At 40.5% G+C, this 20,067-nt stretch carries 21 protein-coding genes; 9 read left to right on the top strand and 12 right to left on the bottom strand.

Features of this window, described 5'->3' with window-relative positions:
- Positions 1-5 precede the first annotated feature (5 nt).
- The 4 genes from QUF73_05245 to QUF73_05230 all read right to left on the bottom strand — a co-directional run bounded on the left by QUF73_05245 (position 6) and on the right by QUF73_05230 (position 3,602).
- On the bottom strand, positions 6-1,268 hold the full coding sequence (locus tag QUF73_05245) for a glycosyl hydrolase family 18 protein (protein ID MDM5225610.1): 1,263 nt from the start codon (positions 1,266-1,268) through the stop codon (positions 6-8).
- Between the two features lie 218 nt (positions 1,269-1,486).
- Positions 1,487-2,173: a hypothetical protein gene (locus tag QUF73_05240; GenBank protein MDM5225609.1), complete on the bottom strand. Its 687-nt coding sequence runs from the start codon at positions 2,171-2,173 to the stop codon at positions 1,487-1,489.
- 152 nt (positions 2,174-2,325) lie between these two features.
- Positions 2,326-2,904 carry a TerD family protein gene (locus QUF73_05235; protein MDM5225608.1) on the bottom strand — a complete coding sequence of 193 codons (579 nt, stop codon included), beginning with the start codon at positions 2,902-2,904 and terminating at the stop codon, positions 2,326-2,328.
- 116 nt (positions 2,905-3,020) lie between these two features.
- Positions 3,021-3,602 (bottom strand): TerD family protein, encoded by a 582-nt coding sequence (locus QUF73_05230; GenBank protein MDM5225607.1) that lies wholly within the window; start codon positions 3,600-3,602, stop codon positions 3,021-3,023.
- A 249-nt stretch (positions 3,603-3,851) separates the two neighbouring features.
- On the opposite strand from QUF73_05230, the gene QUF73_05225 reads away from it, so the two are divergent.
- Both QUF73_05225 and QUF73_05220 read left to right on the top strand, forming a co-directional pair.
- Positions 3,852-4,781 (top strand): 3'-5' exonuclease, encoded by a 930-nt coding sequence (locus QUF73_05225; GenBank protein MDM5225606.1) that lies wholly within the window; start codon positions 3,852-3,854, stop codon positions 4,779-4,781.
- A 150-nt stretch (positions 4,782-4,931) separates the two neighbouring features.
- On the top strand, positions 4,932-5,834 hold the full coding sequence (locus QUF73_05220; GenBank protein MDM5225605.1) for an aldo/keto reductase family oxidoreductase: 903 nt from the start codon (positions 4,932-4,934) through the stop codon (positions 5,832-5,834).
- 50 nt (positions 5,835-5,884) lie between these two features.
- Here the strand turns inward: QUF73_05220 and QUF73_05215 are convergent, their stop codons facing one another.
- The gene (locus tag QUF73_05215; GenBank protein MDM5225604.1) at positions 5,885-6,373 is read right to left on the bottom strand and encodes a hypothetical protein; all 489 of its coding nucleotides are present in this window, start codon (positions 6,371-6,373) and stop codon (positions 5,885-5,887) included.
- A 297-nt stretch (positions 6,374-6,670) separates the two neighbouring features.
- On the opposite strand from QUF73_05215, the gene QUF73_05210 reads away from it, so the two are divergent.
- On the top strand, positions 6,671-7,579 hold the full coding sequence (locus tag QUF73_05210) for a hypothetical protein (GenBank protein MDM5225603.1): 909 nt from the start codon (positions 6,671-6,673) through the stop codon (positions 7,577-7,579).
- Between the two features lie 39 nt (positions 7,580-7,618).
- Here the strand turns inward: QUF73_05210 and QUF73_05205 are convergent, their stop codons facing one another.
- Both QUF73_05205 and QUF73_05200 read right to left on the bottom strand, forming a co-directional pair.
- Positions 7,619-8,563, bottom strand: coding sequence for a LysM peptidoglycan-binding domain-containing protein (locus tag QUF73_05205; GenBank protein ID MDM5225602.1), 945 nt, complete (start codon positions 8,561-8,563; stop codon positions 7,619-7,621).
- A gap of 284 nt (positions 8,564-8,847) precedes the next feature.
- On the bottom strand, positions 8,848-11,007 hold the full coding sequence (locus tag QUF73_05200) for a PAS domain S-box protein (protein ID MDM5225601.1): 2,160 nt from the start codon (positions 11,005-11,007) through the stop codon (positions 8,848-8,850).
- 979 nt (positions 11,008-11,986) lie between these two features.
- Between QUF73_05200 and yhfH the strand changes: the two genes are divergently transcribed.
- From yhfH to QUF73_05180, 4 genes are all read left to right on the top strand, one after another.
- Positions 11,987-12,121, top strand: coding sequence for a protein YhfH (yhfH, locus tag QUF73_05195; protein ID MDM5225600.1), 135 nt, complete (start codon positions 11,987-11,989; stop codon positions 12,119-12,121).
- Positions 12,122-12,320: 199 nt separating this feature from the next.
- On the top strand, positions 12,321-14,135 hold the full coding sequence (gene pepF / locus QUF73_05190) for an oligoendopeptidase F (protein MDM5225599.1): 1,815 nt from the start codon (positions 12,321-12,323) through the stop codon (positions 14,133-14,135).
- A gap of 172 nt (positions 14,136-14,307) precedes the next feature.
- Positions 14,308-14,496 (top strand): hypothetical protein, encoded by a 189-nt coding sequence (locus QUF73_05185; GenBank protein MDM5225598.1) that lies wholly within the window; start codon positions 14,308-14,310, stop codon positions 14,494-14,496.
- A 17-nt stretch (positions 14,497-14,513) separates the two neighbouring features.
- The gene (locus QUF73_05180) at positions 14,514-14,756 is read left to right on the top strand and encodes a transcriptional regulator SplA domain-containing protein (protein ID MDM5225597.1); all 243 of its coding nucleotides are present in this window, start codon (positions 14,514-14,516) and stop codon (positions 14,754-14,756) included.
- 55 nt (positions 14,757-14,811) lie between these two features.
- On the opposite strand, the gene QUF73_05175 is transcribed toward QUF73_05180, so the two are convergent.
- The gene (locus tag QUF73_05175) at positions 14,812-14,994 is read right to left on the bottom strand and encodes a cold-inducible protein YdjO-related protein (protein MDM5225596.1); all 183 of its coding nucleotides are present in this window, start codon (positions 14,992-14,994) and stop codon (positions 14,812-14,814) included.
- A gap of 90 nt (positions 14,995-15,084) precedes the next feature.
- Here QUF73_05175 and QUF73_05170 point away from each other — a divergent pair, with 90 nt between their 5' ends.
- Entirely contained in the window at positions 15,085-15,222 is a 138-nt protein-coding gene (locus tag QUF73_05170) for a hypothetical protein (protein ID MDM5225595.1), read from the top strand.
- Positions 15,223-15,263: 41 nt separating this feature from the next.
- Here the strand turns inward: QUF73_05170 and QUF73_05165 are convergent, their stop codons facing one another.
- Positions 15,264-16,013 (bottom strand): DUF2071 domain-containing protein, encoded by a 750-nt coding sequence (locus QUF73_05165; GenBank protein MDM5225594.1) that lies wholly within the window; start codon positions 16,011-16,013, stop codon positions 15,264-15,266.
- Between the two features lie 139 nt (positions 16,014-16,152).
- Here QUF73_05165 and QUF73_05160 point away from each other — a divergent pair, with 139 nt between their 5' ends.
- On the top strand, positions 16,153-17,136 hold the full coding sequence (locus QUF73_05160) for a sulfite oxidase (protein MDM5225593.1): 984 nt from the start codon (positions 16,153-16,155) through the stop codon (positions 17,134-17,136).
- A 195-nt stretch (positions 17,137-17,331) separates the two neighbouring features.
- Here the strand turns inward: QUF73_05160 and ltrA are convergent, their stop codons facing one another.
- The 3 genes from ltrA to QUF73_05145 all read right to left on the bottom strand — a co-directional run bounded on the left by ltrA (position 17,332) and on the right by QUF73_05145 (position 19,735).
- A complete protein-coding gene (ltrA, locus tag QUF73_05155) occupies positions 17,332-18,591 on the bottom strand; it encodes a group II intron reverse transcriptase/maturase (GenBank protein MDM5225592.1) in 1,260 nt (419 codons plus the stop codon).
- Between the two features lie 685 nt (positions 18,592-19,276).
- Complete coding sequence (locus QUF73_05150) at positions 19,277-19,486, bottom strand: YozQ family protein (GenBank protein MDM5225591.1); 210 nt, start codon at positions 19,484-19,486, stop codon at positions 19,277-19,279.
- Positions 19,487-19,630: 144 nt separating this feature from the next.
- A complete protein-coding gene (locus QUF73_05145; GenBank protein MDM5225590.1) occupies positions 19,631-19,735 on the bottom strand; it encodes a YjcZ family sporulation protein in 105 nt (34 codons plus the stop codon).
- Between the last annotated feature and the right edge of the window lie 332 nt (positions 19,736-20,067).

Raw genomic sequence — 20,067 nt, 5'->3', positions numbered from 1 at the left:
TAGGTCTAAAGAATAGTAAAATTTTTATCCACAAATGCCCAGTTCTGCGGAAAACGCAAGCTTAATTGCCAGTATGTCATCCCTAATAGATTATACTGGTCAATTAATTTATATTTTTCTGTTATGCTGCGGATATCTTCAAACCAGACCACATGTTCTTCTTTTCCGTTCCAATATCGGAACCATGGGGATGCTGCATAAGCATCGAATTGAATAATGGCTCCTCTGCTTAAAGCTAAATTCTGAATGGCTTGCATGGAAAATGAGCGGGTTAGATTATCAGATGTTCTCCAGTCATAGCCATATAACGGCAAAGCAATTTGCAGTTTTTTCGGGTCAATCTGGGTAATCGAATATTTAATGACCTCTTCGACCCACCATAGTGGAGCGACGGGATTAGGAGGACCAGTCGGATAACCATAGTCCATGGTCATGACTGCAACAATATCGGCCCCCTCCCCAATTGCTTTATAATCATATGCCCCTATTATCCGGTTTGCCGGGAGATCTTCTGTCTTAGCATGTACATTGACATGAAGAACTTTTGGCCCTAAGGCATTTTTTAATTCCTTAATGAATGAATTGAAATCCTGGCGCCTTGGCGGCGGGATAAATTCAAAATCCAGGCTGATGCCTCCATATCCTTTTTGAGTGACAAAATTCATCAGGCTTAAGATTAAGTTCCTCCTATTTGCCGGACTTTCAAGCACCCCGCCAATCAGTTCAGCATTAAATTCACCTTGTGAAAGATTTCTGATCATCAGCAGCGGAATGACATTCAGCCGGCGGCTTTCTGCCAATATGGCTGTATCGTCAAGTTCAATATATGCGTAACCTTCCCTTGTTAAAGAATAGGCAGAAATTGCGATGTAGGTTAAGTACCTTGCTGTTTCCCTGAAAGCGGGTAAAAAAGTATCAGGAGAATACGGGACTATGAACCCCAATGTTTCCATGACTAATCTGCTTGGTGATGGAATATTTATCTTCTGCCCGATATATAGCCCCTCCGGCCTTATCTCCGGATTTGCGGACAGGATGGCATTAGTTGTAGTTTGATAACGCCGGGAAATGCTCCATAATGTATCTCCCGGCTTAACCAGATAAGACCTGATAACTGGTCCGCTTTCCGGAATGTATAGCGCTAAACCAGGGATGATACCAGGTCCATTCTCAAGGCCATTAGCCGTTCTTATATCCTGGATAGGAACTTTATACTTTTGAGAAATGGTCCAAAGGCTATCGCCTGCCTGAACGATATGAATCCCCATAATGCACCTCTTTTCACTTGCTTTTAATCAGTTTATGGGGGGGGCAAGCCTGAATAGTACCAACAGAGAAATCCAGCCAAATGTAAAATTTTTTAAAAAGTTTGTTTTTTAAGGAGTGATTCGGTGCAGTTTGTCGATGAACGAGGTTTTCTAGTGAAGCACAAAAAAAGTGGCTTCAAGAATTCTTGATGGCCACTTTCTCATTTCGCTCTAAATTTTTACTGATAATCAGCTTCATGCCCGCTCAGGGAATCCATGTGGCTGGCAATCATGGCAATGATTGTGCTTGCCTCTTCTTTGCTGAAGATAAAGTGATCTTCATCTTTGATCATTTCTTCGTCATCTGTCCAAATGCGATTAACCCTGCGAAGGACTCCATCACCGGTTTCATGGACCACTCCAAACTGATAGGATACCTCCACTTCGTTTTCCTTGAAAAAGGCAGTTACTTCAGGAGTTTCCCACTCTACATCTACTTCTTCAAAGATATCACCTTCGCCATCAAAATCATATTCGTCGCCCATGTCGAAATTTTCTTCTTCTGAAACATATATTTCTTCATCATCTTCAAATTCAAAATGATCCTCATCTTCGCCATTCATGTAATCGTGAAGACTTTCGTGGACTGTATCGATGATATCTTCAATATCAAAAAGCATTGTTTTAGAAGTATGTCCCAGCTCAAAATCAAAGTCTTCTACATAGAATTCTTCATTATGCGGATCAAAGAAAAGAGTGCAAAAATACTCTCTATCATTATCACTGGTTTCAATAAAAAACTCCATTCTGGGATGCTTGGCACCCCGGTCAATCGACATATGGCCAATCTGATCATATTTACTGCAAATCGATTCAAGATGGTCCTGCAACTCACCGCTTACCCTGTCAAACCATTCAAGTGACATACTGCATCCCTTCCTCCCAAGGTTTTTCTCACACCTATTTTGCCCATCCGGCATTTTTTAAGTATGGGATTAATACCCAATAGCATTGGCTGAAGGTTCTCACTTGACAAACAAAATTAGCACCCAAACCATTTGGGTGCCATGAAGAAAAATTAAACCTGCAATCCATAGTTGCGGCAAAGAGCTGCCAAGCCGCCTGAGAAGCCGCTGCCAATGGCATTGAACTTCCAGTCATTCCCATGGCGGTATAATTCACAGAAAACCACTGCTGTTTCAATTGAAAAATCTTCTCCAAGATCAAAACGCAGCAGCTCCTGATTATTGGATTCATCCGCTAATCTTACGAATGCATTGGAAACCTGGCCGAAATTTTGCTGCCTTAATTCTGCATCATGAATCGTAACAGTTATGCCAATACGATGAACATGTGAAGGTATTTTGGTAAAGTCGACAACAAGCTGCTCATCGTCGCCGTCTCCTTCACCTGTACGGTTGTCTCCTGTATGTATAACTGCTCCGCTTGGATGCTCCAGATTATTATAGAAAATAAAATCATGATCATTGACACATTTACTAGTTTCATCTGCAAGAAATGCAGATGCGTCAAGGTCGAAATCATGACCGCCGCTATATCTGTTCGTGTCCCAGCCCAGCCCGATAATGGCTCTAGTCAGGCCAGGATTTGTTTTAGTCAGATCAATTCTTTGCCCTTTTGATAATTGAATACCCAAGATAATCACTCCTTCATAACACAGGTCCTTTTTTACGGCAGATCATCGATATGAGGGGAATACACCCTAAAGAGAAAGCCAGGGAAAAGCGGCTGCTCTGCCTGGCAATATGGAACTTAACCTACCTGCAAACCGAAGTCAGTCGCAATACGGGCAAGTCCTCCCTGATAGCCTGAACCCACGGCAGAGAATTTCCATTCGCCATTATGACGGTATAATTCGCCTGTAACAATGGCAGTTTCAATGGAGAAATCTTCTCCTAAATCATAACGGATTAATTCTTCATTTGTTTTTTCATTAATGACTCTTGCAAATGCATTTGAAACCTGGCCAAAGTTTTGACCGCGGCCTTCGCCATCATGGATCGTAATGACAAAAGAAATCTTCTCAATGGATGCAGGAACCGCACTAAGGTTAACTTTGACCTGCTCGTCATCGCCATCGCCCTCACCTGTTCTGTTATCACCTGTATGAATGACTGAGCCATCGCCGCCTTCAAGCTGGTTGTAGAAAATAAAATCTTTATCAGATGTACATTTCCCATTTGCATCTAATAAAAACACACTGGCATCGAGGTCGAAATCCAAGCCCCCATCATATTTATTTGTATCCCAGCCGAGTCCTACTATTACTTTAGACAAACCAGGGTTAGTTTTTGTTAAATCAATTTTTTGCCCTTTCGATAAAGAAATACCCAACCTTCATCCATCCTTTCAAGTCCGATAATTTTAACAGAAGTATCGCTATCATATTTGCGACTGAAAACTATGTACCCTTTAAGTGTAAACGTTTCAAAAGAAATCGTAAACCGATTTGCCATTGGACTGGGAAAAAAGTTTCATTCCTGCATTAAATATGTTGATGGATAATTCTGTTCCTTCCTTTTTTGCTCGTCATTCTTTATAATATCTTGTTGGATAGCTGGATATTAGAAAGGGGGAAGGCGTATGGCCGAGCTAAAACAGCTGATTTTCTTTGATTTTGAAATGCTTTGCAGCAAAAATGGCATGCTTTTTGAAGATATGGAGGCCATTCGCCTTGGTGCTGTAAAAGTTGAACTTGAAACAGGTAAGGTAACTGGATTTGATAGGTTCATTCGTCCGCAGCAGGACTCACCGCTAAGCCCATTCTGCAAAGAACTGACGGGGATATCCGACTCTGATCTTAAAACAGCGGATGACTTTTCTGAGGTGTTTAAAGATTTTCTCTTTTGGGTCGGCGGAGTTAAAAAAGCAAGATTCTATTCCTGGTCGACCAGTGACATCTTAAGATTAAAAGCCGATGCATTCAGGCATAATCTTCCTCAAGCTACGATTGATAAGATTACTAAAAGATATGTCGATTTCCAGGCTATTTTCACAAAAAGAGCTTCCCGGACTGCTGCTTCAGTGGAAAAAGCATTGTCTTTTTATGAGCTTTCTTTTATCGGAGAGCCTCATCATCCCATGTATGACGCCTATAATACTTTACGGATATATCAGTCATTTGAAGAACAGACTGTAAAGACCGATTTAATTATGCTGCAGCAGTTTATATTTCAGGAAGCTGAACTTCCTCCTATTGAAAGGCTCAGCCAGGAACTTAAGAATATTTTCCTAAAAGACTTGATAGAATTCTACTCCCATTTAAATGATGCTTTTCGCATGAGAGATGCCTGGAAATTGATAAAGAAAACTAAAAAGCTAGTTGAAAAATATGAGAATATCCTTCTCAGCCGTACAGGCATTTTTGATGAAGAATTGATTTCGAACGTTGAGGAGTTAATCACTTTTTATCAGGAACTTCAAACAGCATATAAAGAGCATTGTTCATATACATCAAAAATTATGATTCTGCATGAACAAATGGTTGAACCGCTGCAGAAAATATGCGGATAAAAAGGAGGTGACAAAACAGTTGCCTCTTATTTTTATGCCCCCAATTTAATATGATCCAGCACCCTTTGCAATGCTGAAGAACGTTTAGCTTGGTATTCTTTGCATTTTCAGAGATAATAACAATGCAAAAAAAATTGGGAGATGATACTTTTGGATAGAGTGCAGATGGCAGAGGATCTGTCGTTTTCAAGAATCGTACATGGTCTATGGAGACTGGCTGACTGGAAATTTTCAGATGAAGAATTAATCACCTTAATAGAAAGGTGTTTTGAGCTGGGAGTAACGACATTTGATCATGCCGATATATATGGCAGCTATACATGTGAAAGCCTGTTTGGAAGGGCTCTTGAGAAAAAGCCGGAGCTCCGTGAAAAAATGGAAATTGTAACGAAATGCGGGATTGTACTCCGGTCACCAAACCGCCCTGAGCATAAATCCCATCATTATAATACCGGAAAAAACCATATTATTGCTTCGGTTGAGAAGTCTTTGCAAAATCTGAAGACAGATTACATAGATACCTTGCTCATTCATCGTCCTGATCCTTTTATGGATCCTGAAGAAGTTGCTGAGGCATTTTCAGCTTTAAAGGCTGCCGGCAAGGTAAGGCATTTTGGAGTATCCAATTTTAAAAGCCACCAGTTTACGATGCTTCAGTCATACCTTGATATGAATCTGATTACAAATCAAATTGAACTTTCTGCCTATCATCTGGAGAACTATGAGGATGGCACATTAAATCTGTGCATGGAAAAAAGAATCGCTCCGATGGCCTGGTCCCCTTTGGCAGGAGGCAAAATTTTTAGCGGTACTGAAGAAAAATCAGCACGCCTTAAAGCAGCATTACATAAAGTCGCAAAGGAAATCGGTGCATGTGATATTGATGAAGTTTTATTTTCCTGGCTCTTAAATCATCCTGCCCGGATCATGCCAATTGTCGGATCCGGCAAGATTGAAAGAATTGAACGTGCAGCCGGTTCATTATCTTACAAACTTAACAGGGACCAGTGGTTTGAGATTCTTCAAAGTTCAATGGGGCATGATGTGCCTTAATACATACAAACAGCCCTATTCCAAATAGAATAGGGCTGTTTGCTGCGCATTTATTGGAAAACGCTGCTGAAAGCAGGAGCAGGCAGTTCTGCTTCTTCAAAAACTTTAGTCATTGAATTGATATATTCCTCTTTAAATGGCTCTGCTTCCGCCATATCCTCGGATCCTGCTTTTACCAGCTCAGCTTTTTTAGCATAGTATTGTGATAGGCTATCAACCGCTGCTTCAATATCCTTAGTGTAGTTTATTAATTCTTCTGGTATAGACACGGCTTTCGCTTCCTTTTCAAAAGCTGCAGCTGCTTCAGCTGGATCCTGACCTTCAGCGGTCAAGTTTGCATCTGTGTTTCGGATTACTTTTGTCACTTCTCCCTGATAGCTTAGCAGTGCTGAGCGCATTTCTTTCGCTTCATCAGCGGCATCTGTCGTCTCAGCTGCCGACTCTTCCTTCTCTTCCCCTTTAGAAGCCTCTTCGTTTGAGCATGCTCCAAGCATAAGTGTCAATACAGCTGCTGAAAGCAAGAAAGATAATTTCTTCATGTAAAGGTCCTCTCCTTCTTTTTGTTTTAGAGGTAGTTTTGGTTGACTCCCTATGCAGTCAGATTCATGACAATATCTGTCAATTAACTGACAATTAATAATTTACCTATTTATTCAATTTTTTGCAACACTTTTTATTACGATTTACGAAGTTTATTTCGGCGTCGAGAGCATCAGGCTCAATATGCATATATGTCTCAAATTTGAAATGTTCAGGCTTTTATAGGATAGTGCCCATCCCTCTCAAAAAGGGCTGGCATAGGCTGTTATAAAAAGTGAAAACTGAGGAGTGTTCCTATGGCCAAACAATCAAATGAGGATGGAAACCCTAAGCTTTTTCTAAGCCATTCAGACACTGTTTCCAATCAGGGTACTTATCGTCTCAACTTTCTCCAGGAAGTATTGAAAGAACAGCAAATTGTTAATACCCGTATATCCGAATCATATGAAAATATGAAAAATCAGCTCGATGCTTCCTTTTCTGACATGAGTAAACTTGTAAAAAAAGCAGCTGGTAAACAAAATAATCATATTGAGCATTTGACAGCTAAGCTTAAAAAGCAGGATGCGTTTTTAACGAGTTTTCTGGAAATGATGAACCAGCGCGAAACGGAAAATGATACTTTGAATAAAAGGCTGGCTGCACTGGAGGAATTAAATAAAGAAATAATGGAAACCATCGAAAATGAAGAGCCGGTAAACCAGAAAATACTTGAACTAGTATCCTGTCAGGAAGCGGCAACTCAGGCACTTTCCCGGAAGTTTGATAAATTTGACGCTTTTTCTGAGGAAGCTGTTTCAAATTTTAAAGCACAGGAAGAAATGAAAGCAGAATTAAGCAAAAAGCTTGATGTACAGGAAGTATTTCATAATACTGTAATGGAACGTTTAGAGCAGCAGTTTGCAGCATTTTCAGAGGAATCTGAGAAAAAGTTTAAAACACAGGAGCAAATGAAAGAAGAATTAAACAAGAAGCTTGGCGTACAGGAGTTTGCCAGCAAGTCCATAATGGAACGCTTAAACCGCCAGGAAGCAATCACAGAAAAAATCAGCAGGCAATTAGACAATCTTAAATCGGTTGTTTACGAGCGGGCCTCCCACCTTTCTGAACGCTTTGAAAAAAGCCTTAAACAGCTTGCAAAACCAGTCCACAGTTTTTTTGTACATCAGGAGGAAAAAGCAAGAGAAAGAAATGATATAGAGTAAAAGAAAGAAGGCACCCTGTAAGTGCCTTCTTTTCTAGTATTAATCTAGAATCGTAACTTTAACTGTTTTTCTGCCGAAATTGATGGCGTCTTCCTGAGAAGGCATGAATATATCGATCTTGTTGCCTTTAATGGCTCCGCCAGTATCACCTGCGACAGCATTACCATAACCTTCAACATGGACTTTACTTCCCAGTGGTATCACATTAGGATCTACAGAGATTACTTTTTGATCCGGATTTTCTTTTAAATTGATCCCTGTAGCAGTAATTCCTGAGCACCCTTCACAATTAGCCGTGTAGGCTGTTGCTTCCATATTCAGCACTGTTTGAGCTGCAGTTTCCGCTGGCTTTTCTGCTTCAGGCTCGGCAGCAGGTTGGGATTCCACAGCAGGCTTGGCAGGCTCAGGTGCGGGCTTTGATTCCGCAGCAGGTTTGGCTGGTTCTGGTTCTGTATTTGCCTCTGCAGCGGGCTTTGCTTTTGGTGCCGGCTGTGCAGCTTCAACTGGCTGCGTTTCTTTTGCTGCAGGCTGTTCAGACTTTTGCACAGGAGCTGAAGCTGTCTCTGCAGGCTTTTCTGATTTTGCTGGAGCTGCCTTAACTGGAGCAACTGCAGCATTAACAGCTTTAGCATTCGGATAAAGGATTAATTCATTGTCCGGCAGAATTAAATCAGAGCTTAAGCTGTTCCATTCTTTTATTGCCTCTGCTGTGACGTTATGTTCTCTTGCTATATCCCAAAGAGTATCGCCTTTAGATACTATGTATTTCTTTTCCGGATAGACATTAAGTACATCATCTGGATGGATGATATGAGAAGACAGCCCATTCCATTCTTTTATCATGTCAACTGGTGTATTATATGTTTGGGAAAAATCCCAAAGAGTATCGCCCTTTTTTACTGTAACTTCTTCTGCTTGTACATTAGCACCTGCTGTTCCCGTAATTGCCGCAGCAGCTACAAAAGATAAAATTGATTTTTTCATGTTGTTAAAACCTCCCGTATAGCTCGTTTTTAGCTAACGGGGTTAATAATAACATGGAATCTTTACTAAAAAAGAACAAACAGATAATAATCCCGTTACGCATATAACAGAATGATAACAAACACATTTCAGAGAAAAGGGCCCTTTAAAACGAAATTAATGTTTTTCATTGATATCATGGGAATCTCTCCAATGTTATGATGTTTTTCCTATATATTGGAAAATCAATTATTAAACAGGACAGGAATTAATTTCTAACAAAAAGCCAATCCTTTTGGGATTGACTATGCAGATTTCGCAGGCAGAACAATATTGAATGTTGTACCTTTATTTAATTCACTCTCGATAAATACTTTTCCGTTATGGCTTTCGATGATTTGAAAGCTGACCATAAGACCTAAGCCGTTTCCATTTTTTTTGGTTGTAAAAAAGGGTTCTCCGATATTTTTCAGTTTTTCCTGCGGGATTCCTACACCTGTATCCTGTATTGCAATTTGAACCTGGTTATTTATGATTCTAGCACTAACGGTGATGTCCCCACCATCAGGCATTGCTTCAATTCCATTTTTGATAAAATTAAGGAAGACTTGTTTTAGCCGATTTTCGTCACATTCAATTTGAATAATATCCTGTTCATATTCGAAACCAATTTTCACGTCTCTTTTTCGTGCTTCAAATTCCAAAAAAGAAACGACATTTTTAATAATGGGTATGATATCTCTTTTTTCCAGTTCTGCGGCTTTCGGCTTAGCGAGAACCATAAAATCTTCTACTATATTATTTACCCGGTCAATTTCATCTAAAATGATGCTTAAGTACTCCTGCCTCTCTTCATTTGTCTCATCCAGCTGCAGGAATTCTGTATATCCTTTCATGGTTGTGAGCGGATTGCGGATTTCATGGGCAACCCCTGCAGCAAGCTGGCCCACTGCTGCCAGTTTATCCTGCCGATGCAAAACTTCTTCAGTTTTTTTCCTCTCTGTTATATCGGTTCTTATTGCTAAGTATTGATAAGGTTTTCCGCTTGTGTTCAGGAACGGCACAATTGTAGTATGAACCCAGTAATAAGATCCGTCTTTTGTTTTATTGCGTATTTCCCCTTTCCATACTTCTCCCTGGCCAATTGTTTTCCATAAGTTCTTAAAGAATTCTTTTGAATGAAGTCCTGAATTTAAGATGGAGTGATTCTGTCCTATCAGTTCTTCCCTGCTGTACTGAGAGATTTCACAAAACTTCTCATTTACATTGGTTATTGTTCCTTTTTCATCTGTAAAGGCAATAATGGAAGACTGATCAAGCGCAAATTTAATATCGTTTACCTCTTTCAGAGAATTTTTAAGGCTGGCTTCAGCAGATTTCAATGCCGATATATCAGTCCGGATGGAAACATACTGATAGGGTTTATTCTTTTTATTGAGAAAAGGGACAATAGTAGTTTCAACCCAATAAAAGCTTCCGTCTTTTGCTTTATTTCGAACTTCACCCTTCCATATTTCCCCTGATCCAATTGTTTTCCATAGCTTTTGAAAAAATTCCGGCGGATGAAAACCCGAATTTAAGATATTGTGATTTTTGCCAAGCAGTTCATTTTCTTCATATTTAGATATTTCAACAAATTTATCATTCACATAAGTGATAATGCCCTTTGGATCTGTAATAGCCACTATAGATGATTCATCAAGCGCAGCCTGAATATCATGTAAATGGGTGTCACTTGCTTCCAGGCGCTTGCTGATTAAAGTGCTTGAAGCAATGAGCCCGCTCAGGATAAGAATTCCTGCAAAAAATACAAGATAAGTCAGAAAAGTTTCCGGCGAGCCCCCTCCCCTGCTAAATTCCCCGTTTGAATAAAATGATGACGATCGGATCAGCAGAAAATAACCCTCCACAATGGCTCCCGTGAAAATGAGTGCACATAAGGGCTTAATCCAGATAGGTCTGGAGTACGAAAGACTCTTCGAATAAAAGAGCATCCATAGTGAAAATAAAAAAGAAACAAAAATGATCAGTGCGGAAATAAGAAATATGATAGGCCCAAACTGCACATTCACCCCCACAGCAAACATTCCTGTTACATGGATAGATAGGACTGCCATTGTTAAAAAGAAGCTTCCCGCAAATAGATTTCCTGTTTTCAGCTGCTGGTCGATAACTGTATTAAATGCCATACCAGTAAATGAAATGCCAAAAACCATGGACAATAAGGTTAGCGGAATATTATAACTTCCTGAAGCATTTATGTTGATGGCGACCATGCCAATAAAGTTCATAATCCATATCCCGATCCCAAGTGAAAAAGTTCCGCCCAGGAACAAAAATTTCTGGTTTCTGTCAGATGATTTAATCAGTGTAAATAAATCTAATGCTGTATAGGAAGCCATAATGGTCAGTATAATAGCTACAAATATTAATACCGGATTAAAAGAAACAATTATCTCAGTCATCGCAGGCTTTTAGCCCCCTCATTATTACCTTACTAAATATGATTGTAATGGAATCAATACAGCCATGGAAGGGGCTGGACGAAATAAAGTCAGAAGTTCATTAGAACAGATAGCCCTTTTGCCGTATAGCTAGAAATCATTAGATGATTTTACCGCATGTCTTCGGACTCGTTCCTCTGGATATCCCCTTCTCCTGTCCGAATGGGGACCGACTTCGGACTCGCTCCTTCGGATTTCCGCTTCTCCTGTCCGAATTGGGACTGACTTCGGACTCTCTCCTCCGGATATCCCCTTTTCGTGTCCGAATGGGGACCAACTTCGGACTCGTTCCTCTGGATATCCCCTTCTCCTGTCCGAATGAGGACCAACTTCGGACTCGTTCCTCTAGAATTCCGCTTCTTCTGTCCGAATGAGGACCAACTTCGGACTCGTTCCTCGGGATATCCCCCTCTCCTGTCCGAATGAGGATCAACTTCGGACTCGTTCCTCCAGAATTCCGCTTCATCTGTCCGAATGTTGACCGACTTCGGACTCGCTCCTCTGGATATCCCCCTCTCCTGTCCGAATGAGGATCAACTTCGGACTCGTTCCTCCAGAATTCCGCTTCTCCTGTCCGAATGAGGACCAACTTCGGACTCGTTCCTCCAGAATTCCGCTTCTTCTGTCCGAATGAGGACCAACTTCGGACTCGTTCCTCGGGATATCCCCCTCTCCTGTCCGAATGAGGATCAACTTCGGACTCGTTCCTCCAGAATTCCGCTTCATCTGACCGAATGGGGACCGACTTCGGACTCGCTCCTTTGGTTTTCCCCTTCTGATGTCTGAATGAGAACCAACTCTTATTTTGCACCAATGAATGTAATAGATAAAATTTTTTAAAAATTTAATTAAACCACTTCACATTTAATTTTGTTTAGTATATACTGTACTATAACAGATGAAAACAAAATAAACTGTATTATAAAAAGGAGGAAAATTCATGATCAAAAGTCCAGTTGAATTTTTTAGAACTCTTCCCAAAAAGGTATGCCCGGAGTGCGGCCAAACAGTAAAAGAACAGGCCGAATCTTATTTAATGGAATGTGATCGCTGTCTTTCAAAAAAAATGGAATAGTACAATCAGCGGAAGGCTTCATGCCCTCCGCTTTTTTATTTACTGCTATGTGCCAAAATTTCCACTATCAAGGGAACTCCAGCTGTTACAGTACAGTTATACTTAAAATGTTTGAAAAGTCTATAAATTTATTCTTCCTTCCTGTATAATTGTCCCATAATCTCTTTATTTAGAGAATCGAAATAGGAGGGATCGTTAAATGGTTCAAACAGCAGTAACCCGATTAAAGCGTGTTGAGGTTCCGGTAGATCGTACATGGAAAGTGGAGGATTTATTTGCTTTAGAGGAAGATTGGCATAAAGAAATCAGAAGTATTGATGAAGATCTTTCTGTTTTTGAACAGTTCAAGGGAAAGCTCCATGAAGGCCCGCAAATATTACTGGGCTGCCTTTCCGCTCAGGAAAAGCTCTCCATCCGTTTGGTTCAAGCTGGAACGTATGCTAGCTTGCGCCAGTCAGAGGATGGAACAAATCCAGATAATCAGGCAAATTCATCCATACTTGCATCTTTAAGAGCAAGAGCAGCCTCCGCTCTTTCGTTTATTGACTCTGAATTAATGTCCTTACCTGAAGGCACGATTGAAAAATACATAGACAGTGAAAGCGGCCTTGAGCCTTTCAGGAAACAGCTGACAGATCTTCTTGAATCAAAGACGCATAGGCTTTCTCCAGAGACGGAAGAAGCGCTGGCTGCATTGGGTGAAGTACTTGGAGCTCCGTATAATGTGTATCAGGCTGCAAAACTTGCTGACATGCCATTTTCCTCTTTTAAAGACAGTAAAGGAAACGATTTGCCAAACTCTTTTGCTCTTTACGAAGATCGTTACGAGTTTTCGTCAGATACTGCCATTAGAAGGAATGCCTATGTCTCATTTACAGATTCACTGGAAAACTATAAGAATACATTTGCCTCTGCCTATTCTGCCGAGGTGAAAAAGCAGGTAGCACTTTCAAAGCTGAGAAAATACAGTTCAGTCACACAAATGCTCCTGGATTCCCAGCATGTTACAGAGGAAATGTACAACAATCAGCTGAATATTATCCAAAAAGAGCTTGCCCCCCATATGCGCAGATATGCTCAGTTAAAGAGAAAAGTTCTGGGATTGGATAAGATGCTTTTTTGTGACCTGAAGGCTCCTCTTGATCCGGAGTTCAATCCTGAAACAACATTTGAAGAAGCATCAAAAGTCATATTAGAGGCACTCAAAGTAATGGGACCAGAGTATACAGATATAATGGAGAAAGGCTTGACTGAACGCTGGGTTGATTTGGCTGACAATGTGGGCAAATCTACAGGTGCATTTTGTTCAAGTCCCTATGGATCGCATCCATTCATCCTGATTACATGGACAGACACCATGCGCGGTGCTTTTGTTCTCGCTCATGAGCTTGGGCATGCGGGTCATTTCTATTTGGCCAATAAATATCAGCGTATAATGAATACCCGCCCTTCAACCTATTTTGTAGAAGCTCCCTCAACACTTAACGAATTGCTGCTTGGACAGCATTTAATGGCCGGCACTGAAGATAAGAGAATGAAGCGCTGGGTAATTCTTCAGCTGCTTGGAACTTATTATCACAACTTTGTCACACACCTTCTCGAGGGAGAATATCAGCGAAGAATATATACTCTTGCTGATCAAGGGGTTCCGTTAACAGCAAAAACACTTTCAGATCAAAAAATGGAAACACTTGCTGAATTCTGGGGTGATACGGTTGAACTGGATGATAAGGCGGCTTTAACCTGGATGAGACAGCCTCATTATTACATGGGACTCTATCCATATACTTATTCAGCTGGTTTAACTGCATCCACTGCTATAGCACAGAGCATTCGAGAAGAAGGCCAGCCTGCCATTGAACGATGGCTTGGTGTTTTAAAAGCTGGTGGAACGAAAAAGCCGCTCGATCTGCTCAAGAGCGCAGGCATTGATATGTCCAAACCAGATCCAATCCGCAAAGCTGTAAGCTATGTGGGAACATTGGTAGATGAATTGGAAAACAGCTGCGAATAAGTTGGAGCCCCTTCTGTTTCAGAGGGGGCTTTACATATATATCAGTAATTATTCTCCAGGATTTATACTTAAAATTCACCTTTTAAAAGGATTTATATGGCTGAATATTAGAGCAATGCTGAGTGAAAACTTAAAGAAAAGCCACCTTAATTTAACTGAAGGAGTATTATGCATGAAAGAGAAAGAAGAAAAGTACCTGACACAAGCACCGAAAGAAGAGATCGTGACAATCGAAACGGATGGAAAATTTCCTAATTTAAAAAATATTGCCGGAGATTCAATAGATGAACATGAACAGCTGGAAGCTGCAAATGCCATAATTGGCGCACACGAAATTGGCCAGCAAAACGAAAACCTATAATTAAAGGAGTGAATGGAATGGAGACAATCGATCCTAAAAAGGTGAAATCTGGTGATGAGGTTTTTGTTATTTATCATAACCCTCATACTCCAAGTGTGGCAAACGTCAGGCCGGCTGAAATTGTACAGCATCCTAAAGACCCTAATGCAGTGGCCCTCTTCCTTAATGAATCCTTCCATTTAATGGAAGAAGATGATGCCTTATTTTCTTCCGAAAAGGACGCAGAACAGGCCTTTCAGGAATTATATGGAGATTATTGAATTTAATAAAGAAAGACTGTTTTTTAAAGGACAACAGTCTTTCTTTATATCTTGATTATAGAATTTGAGGCAATTCCCTCATTTCGGCAGTTGTTTCATCACCGCATAATGGGCATTTTAAATCTGAAGAGGCAAAATCTTTTCTCATCCAGCCATTGCAGCTATTGCAGGAATACACCTCTGTGTCCAGCATTACAACTTCCGGCTTGTCATCTTGGCCTTTTTTATTGAAGAAAATTGGAAACGCCCCCTTTTTTTCTTAGTATGGCCAAGAAAAGAGAAAATTATTGAAAATGTTTGAACAAAATTTTGAATAGGAGGTGAGCCAATGGACCGCCGAGAGAAAAAGAGAAACCTTACTCTAGCAGGAACTGATATTGATGAAGTAAAAAGGCTGAATAGCCAATCAGGGCTATCATACAATGAAGCAAAAAAACTGCTTGCAGAAATTTACTTTAAGAGATGAGGTATTGGAAGGGTTACAACATTAATAGGATCAATTTTTAGTTACAGTGAAGCAACCTTTATTAAAGGCCAGAAATAAGCATGTTTTTCCGGAGAGTAGTGGACTATCGGTTCGCCTTTAAAGTACTTGCGGGGCAAAAATGAAGCTAAAGTGTTTTGATGTATCGTGCAGGAAGCTTCATGCAGCTGCCATTTTGTATGATGGATATCCCCGCGGAAAACCTTTTTACCTTTTGTTACCCATAAGCAATACCTTTCAGTAAGCCATTCATCAAGTGTTCCGGGTTTTGAATTGAAGGGTCTTGATATTGGCTTATAATGGGCTTTGAATTGGCCGCTCTCAGAATGGCTGTGTGCTCGGCTGCTTTCATAATTAATTAAACCTTCAGACTTACTGACTTCCATTTCGGCATTCTTATACGGCAGGAAATACAACATTCTGGCCCCTGTTACGGCTAAAAAGTTGTCTGCATCCAGGCTAAAAAAATATACCCCTTTCATGCCCTCATATTCCACATAAGTCCTTACATTCAATTCATTCATCGATTTCATAATTGGCAAAGGCGGCAAGCCGCGCACCCTTATTTTACTGATCCAGAAAGGTACGATTCCAACCCATGCGGTACCATTGTATGTATCTAATGTTAACTGTGAAGGGATGTGTTCTTTCATTATTTCTGCAGGTACTGGCCAATGAGCAAATAATACATCATTCCATATTTGTTCCATAACCCAGGGTTTATCAGGCAGTGAAAAAGGCCTGTGTCCTGTTATCTTCAATTCTTCTTTCATTCCCTTACCGCCCTTCAACATTTATATAAAAGATTATTCCTCATAATGCAGGTATTAAACTTAGCATAAATGAAGTGTTGATTGTCTATAGTTCTAACGCTGGGGATTGCATTGTATTTATGAATGGAGGTGATGGTTCATGAATAGTCAGTTTTCAGCACCTTATCTGAAAACACGAAGTCTGTCTCCTGAAAATCAGGAGTCTCCCGTTCATTTTTTGGAGTGCTGGAAAACACCGCAGGATTATTTTTATTTAAGAAACCATTTTTCCTACCCGATATTTAGCCCTCAGAATTTATTTTTGTCCATTAGCGGGAACGTGAAAAAAGCGATGGAAATTTCTTTAAGTGAACTTTCCCGCTTTCCATCCAAAACCATTCTGGTCCCTCTGGAATGCGCTGGCAATAACAGAGCGAAATTTAAACCAAAGGTTTTTGGTGAGCAATGGGAAGAAGGAGCAGTCAGTCAGGGGAAATGGAAGGGAGTGCCTTTAAAAGAACTGCTGGATAAAGCCGGACTTTTGGATGGAAGTGAAGAAGCTGTGTTTGCAGGAGTGGATTTTGGTGAGCGAAAAGATTTGAAAGGAACCTTTTACTTTGCCAGAAGCCTGCCAATTGAGAAGGCACTCTGTGAAGATACGATTGTAGCTTATGAGTACAACGGCAAGCCCATACCTTATAAGCATGGGTATCCATTCAGACTGATCGTGCCTCAATGGTATGCAATGGCCTCCGTCAAGTGGCTTAGGAATATTTTTATTATTCAGCATGAATTTAATGGTCCTTTTCAATCAGAAGATTATGTTTATTATCCTTATAAAGACAGCGATTTGGATAAAAAGCCTGTTACCGCCATAAATGTTAATACCATAATCCAGCAGCCATTGAATTATTCCATTATAAAAGAAGGATTTCATGCAATAAAAGGAATTGCCTGGACTGGCACTGGAACAATTAATGAGGTGGCAATAAGAATTGACCATAGGGATATATGGAGAAAGGCATCGCTTATATACAGGGAAAACGAAAAATTTTCCTGGGTAAAGTGGCATTTTGATTGGGAGGCATATAAGGGTGAGCATACCATTCTTGTGAGGGCCAGCGATTCAGAGGGCAATATGTAGCCAATAAAACCTTACTGGAACAGAAAAGGATATGGGTATAATGCTGTGCAAAATATAAAAATTCAAGTGGAATAATCCTGCTTACAGGTGCAATATCCCAAATGTCCAAATATAGTCATAAATCGAGTAGGAGGGGGTGACTAACCCCCGACCTCTCACACCACCGTACGTACCGTTCGGTATACGGCGGTTCAATTAAGTTTGACGTAGAAATTCATATCTTTGATATAGACTTTTAAGCCCTCGATTACTCCAGTAGGAGTTATCGAGGGTTTTGTGTAGGATTGGACTAGAGGCTATTCTCCAATATTTCTTTCTGGAGTTTCCCCATTCGTATGCCTTTTGGTCAGTGACACCTAGACCTTTGAGTTTTCTTACTCTTGTCCTCGGTTTCTTCCATTGTTTCCATTCAATCATACGAAGTCTTCTTCTAATCCACTCATCGAATTCTTTAAATTTACTTGGTGTATCAGCCAATGCAAAATATCCACACCATCCCGTTAGATATTGATTTAGTTTCTCGATTCTAACTTCCATAGGAATTGGTTTAGAACGGGAGGTTAACTCCCTTATTTTAGTTTTAAGCTTTTTGATACTTTCATTTGCTATTCGAACCTTCGGTATCTTATTAAACGTAAAGCTAAAGCCAAGGAACTTTCGTTTCCACGGGCGATCAACCGCTGATTTTTCTCTATTTACTTTAAGCTTTAATTTCTGCTCAATGAAGCATGTAATCGAGTTCATCACTCGTTCTCCAGCTTTCTTCGATTTCATGTAAATATTACAATCATCGGCGTAGCGGACAAACTTGTGACCTCTCTTTTCTAGCTCTTTATCGAGCTTATCCAGAAGGATATTCGAAAGAAGAGGGCTCAGAGGACCTCCTTGTGGTGTCCCTTCTTCTGCATCATGGACTACACCATTTATCATGATTCCTGCTTGGAGATATTTCCGTATCAATTTCAAGACCAATCGGTCTTGGATTTTACTTGCCATTATCCCCATCAATTTATCATGATTCACTTTGTCAAAGAATTTCTCCAAGTCCATGTCAATCACCCATCTATAACCTTCACTTATAAATTCCCTTGCTTTACGAACAGCGTCGTGAGCTCTTCTTTTTGGTCTAAATCCATAACTATGTTCTGAGAAGGTTGGGTCAAAAAGCGGGGTTAGAACTTGGGCGATGGCCTGTTGGATGAACCGGTCTGTCACGGTAGGTATTCCTAGTAACCTTACTCCACCGTTCGATTTCGGGATTTCGACTCGACGGACTGGGTTAGGTTGATAGGTACCTTTCCTTAAAGAGTCACAAAGGGTGTCCCAGTTCTCATAAAGATGTCTTCGTAGGGATTTTACGGACATTCCATCTATGCCGTGACTCCCTTTGTTCTTCTCCACACGTTTAAGTGCTTCTATTAAGTTTTCCCGTGACAGAATCAGATCCATTAACATGTGATATTTCCTTTCGACGTGAACGTAGAAATCTAATTATGTTATTCCTGCTCCACCCTCATGAAGTCCCCTGTGGATTCACCACTTCCTCCTTCAAGTAAGTCCTTTCGGATTGTCTGCTTCTACACAGGAATTGTATGCCTAGTTTCTCGTTCTTCCTAATTGTTCAGTCCTTCCCTTACCGTCTCGAGTTGGTAAGGTACTATGACCTCTGCTGACTTCTAATTGTTCAGCTATCTATCATTAGATAGGTTACCAAGTGTACTTGGCGTTTCAATCAGACCTCCCCGGGTAAGAGTACAGTCTTTCCCTCCATCTATCTGCTCCATTTACTCTGTACCACCTTCGGCAGTAAGGATTTCGTTTTGATGTGCAAACTCATCCAATGGTACCTAGCCTTATATGAAGTTCGTGTTCCTCAGACCGGAGGTTTGCCGCTCGCTTCCTTCAGATTCCGCGTCACCGCGGACACCCTTGCGTTAAGCTAACCACTACTACTGCCTTCATGGCTCGGGACTTGCACCCTATAGACTGCACCCATGCCGGGCGCACACAAAAAAGAGAAGATGTTCTAACATCCTCTCTTTCTGATTATAGCTTTTATCAAGGCAGCAATCTCAATTAGCTATCCATGCGGAACAGATTTTAATTTTCTTCATCTGTTCTCTTACCTGCTTACTATGCGTTATTCATCATACCCTTTGCGCGGAATGGAAATATCCACCCCGACAACGTCTTCAATTACGGCATCCGCCTGTCCTTCCATGTATGCGTCACTCACTTGTTCATGGGTTGTCGCCAGGCCTGATGAAAGCTGATCATTCCTGTTATAATCTTCAGTCTCATAATATCTGCCCGCAATATTCGTGCCATCATTTTTGTCTTTTTTGTTCATGCTGAATCCCTCCTTCTAAATTATGAACTATCCTTATTTTGGACATTAAACCGATTATCATACTGATTTCATTTGAACAGGAAGGCTGAAAAAAAAATCTGCCCAAGCAAGGGCAGATTTTTTGGGCTGTGAACTTTTTAGATATTAATAGAAGCCTCCACCAACGAAAGCAGCACCAACAATGATTAGAAGTATAAACAGGACAACGATTAAAGCAAAACCGCTGCCACACCCTGCACCTGTACCCATTCTAACACCTCCTGACATCTAGTGACAGTGTATGAAAATGATGTTTGTCCCGAATGGGCAATTATAACAGGGGAATGAAAATAAAATCGAAGATATGTTATTTTAGCTGTGGCAAATTTACAGATATTGGTTCGTTAAAGAGACTAGATTCATTGAAATTGTAAACAAAATAGGAGATTAAACAACAATTTTAACTTGGCAAGAAAAAAACTCTTTACTGCAAGCGGATTCATGTTAAAATGGACAAGTAATCAAGTTAGATGTCTGACGTCTATTCACGAACCTCTTAAATAAGAGGTCTATATTTTTGGCGTTTCGTAAAAACGTTTTCA

Origin of the sequence: Cytobacillus sp. NJ13 (assembly GCA_030348385.1) — a bacterium.
In the GTDB taxonomy this organism is placed as follows: Bacteria; Bacillota; Bacilli; order Bacillales; family Cytobacillaceae; genus Cytobacillus.
This window is presented reverse-complemented; position numbering and strand designations above follow the sequence as displayed.

Excerpts from the sequence above, each read along its gene's own strand:
- QUF73_05245 (MDM5225610.1), bottom strand. The coding sequence starts at position 1,268 with ATGGGGATTCATATCGTTCAGGCAGGCGATAGCCTTTGGACCATTTCT.
- QUF73_05240 (MDM5225609.1), bottom strand. The coding sequence starts at position 2,173 with ATGTCACTTGAATGGTTTGACAGGGTAAGCGGTGAGTTGCAGGACCAT.
- QUF73_05225 (MDM5225606.1), top strand. The coding sequence starts at position 3,852 with ATGGCCGAGCTAAAACAGCTGATTTTCTTTGATTTTGAAATGCTTTGC.
- QUF73_05215 (MDM5225604.1), bottom strand. The coding sequence starts at position 6,373 with ATGAAGAAATTATCTTTCTTGCTTTCAGCAGCTGTATTGACACTTATG.
- QUF73_05210 (MDM5225603.1), top strand. The coding sequence starts at position 6,671 with ATGGCCAAACAATCAAATGAGGATGGAAACCCTAAGCTTTTTCTAAGC.
- QUF73_05205 (MDM5225602.1), bottom strand. The coding sequence starts at position 8,563 with ATGAAAAAATCAATTTTATCTTTTGTAGCTGCTGCGGCAATTACGGGA.
- QUF73_05200 (MDM5225601.1), bottom strand. The coding sequence starts at position 11,007 with ATGACTGAGATAATTGTTTCTTTTAATCCGGTATTAATATTTGTAGCT.
- yhfH (MDM5225600.1), top strand. The coding sequence starts at position 11,987 with ATGATCAAAAGTCCAGTTGAATTTTTTAGAACTCTTCCCAAAAAGGTA.
- pepF (MDM5225599.1), top strand. The coding sequence starts at position 12,321 with ATGGTTCAAACAGCAGTAACCCGATTAAAGCGTGTTGAGGTTCCGGTA.
- QUF73_05185 (MDM5225598.1), top strand. The coding sequence starts at position 14,308 with ATGAAAGAGAAAGAAGAAAAGTACCTGACACAAGCACCGAAAGAAGAG.
- QUF73_05180 (MDM5225597.1), top strand. The coding sequence starts at position 14,514 with ATGGAGACAATCGATCCTAAAAAGGTGAAATCTGGTGATGAGGTTTTT.
- QUF73_05170 (MDM5225595.1), top strand. The coding sequence starts at position 15,085 with ATGGACCGCCGAGAGAAAAAGAGAAACCTTACTCTAGCAGGAACTGAT.
- QUF73_05165 (MDM5225594.1), bottom strand. The coding sequence starts at position 16,013 with ATGAAAGAAGAATTGAAGATAACAGGACACAGGCCTTTTTCACTGCCT.
- QUF73_05160 (MDM5225593.1), top strand. The coding sequence starts at position 16,153 with ATGAATAGTCAGTTTTCAGCACCTTATCTGAAAACACGAAGTCTGTCT.
- ltrA (MDM5225592.1), bottom strand. The coding sequence starts at position 18,591 with ATGTTAATGGATCTGATTCTGTCACGGGAAAACTTAATAGAAGCACTT.
- QUF73_05150 (MDM5225591.1), bottom strand. The coding sequence starts at position 19,486 with ATGAACAAAAAAGACAAAAATGATGGCACGAATATTGCGGGCAGATAT.
- QUF73_05145 (MDM5225590.1), bottom strand. The coding sequence starts at position 19,735 with ATGGGTACAGGTGCAGGGTGTGGCAGCGGTTTTGCTTTAATCGTTGTC.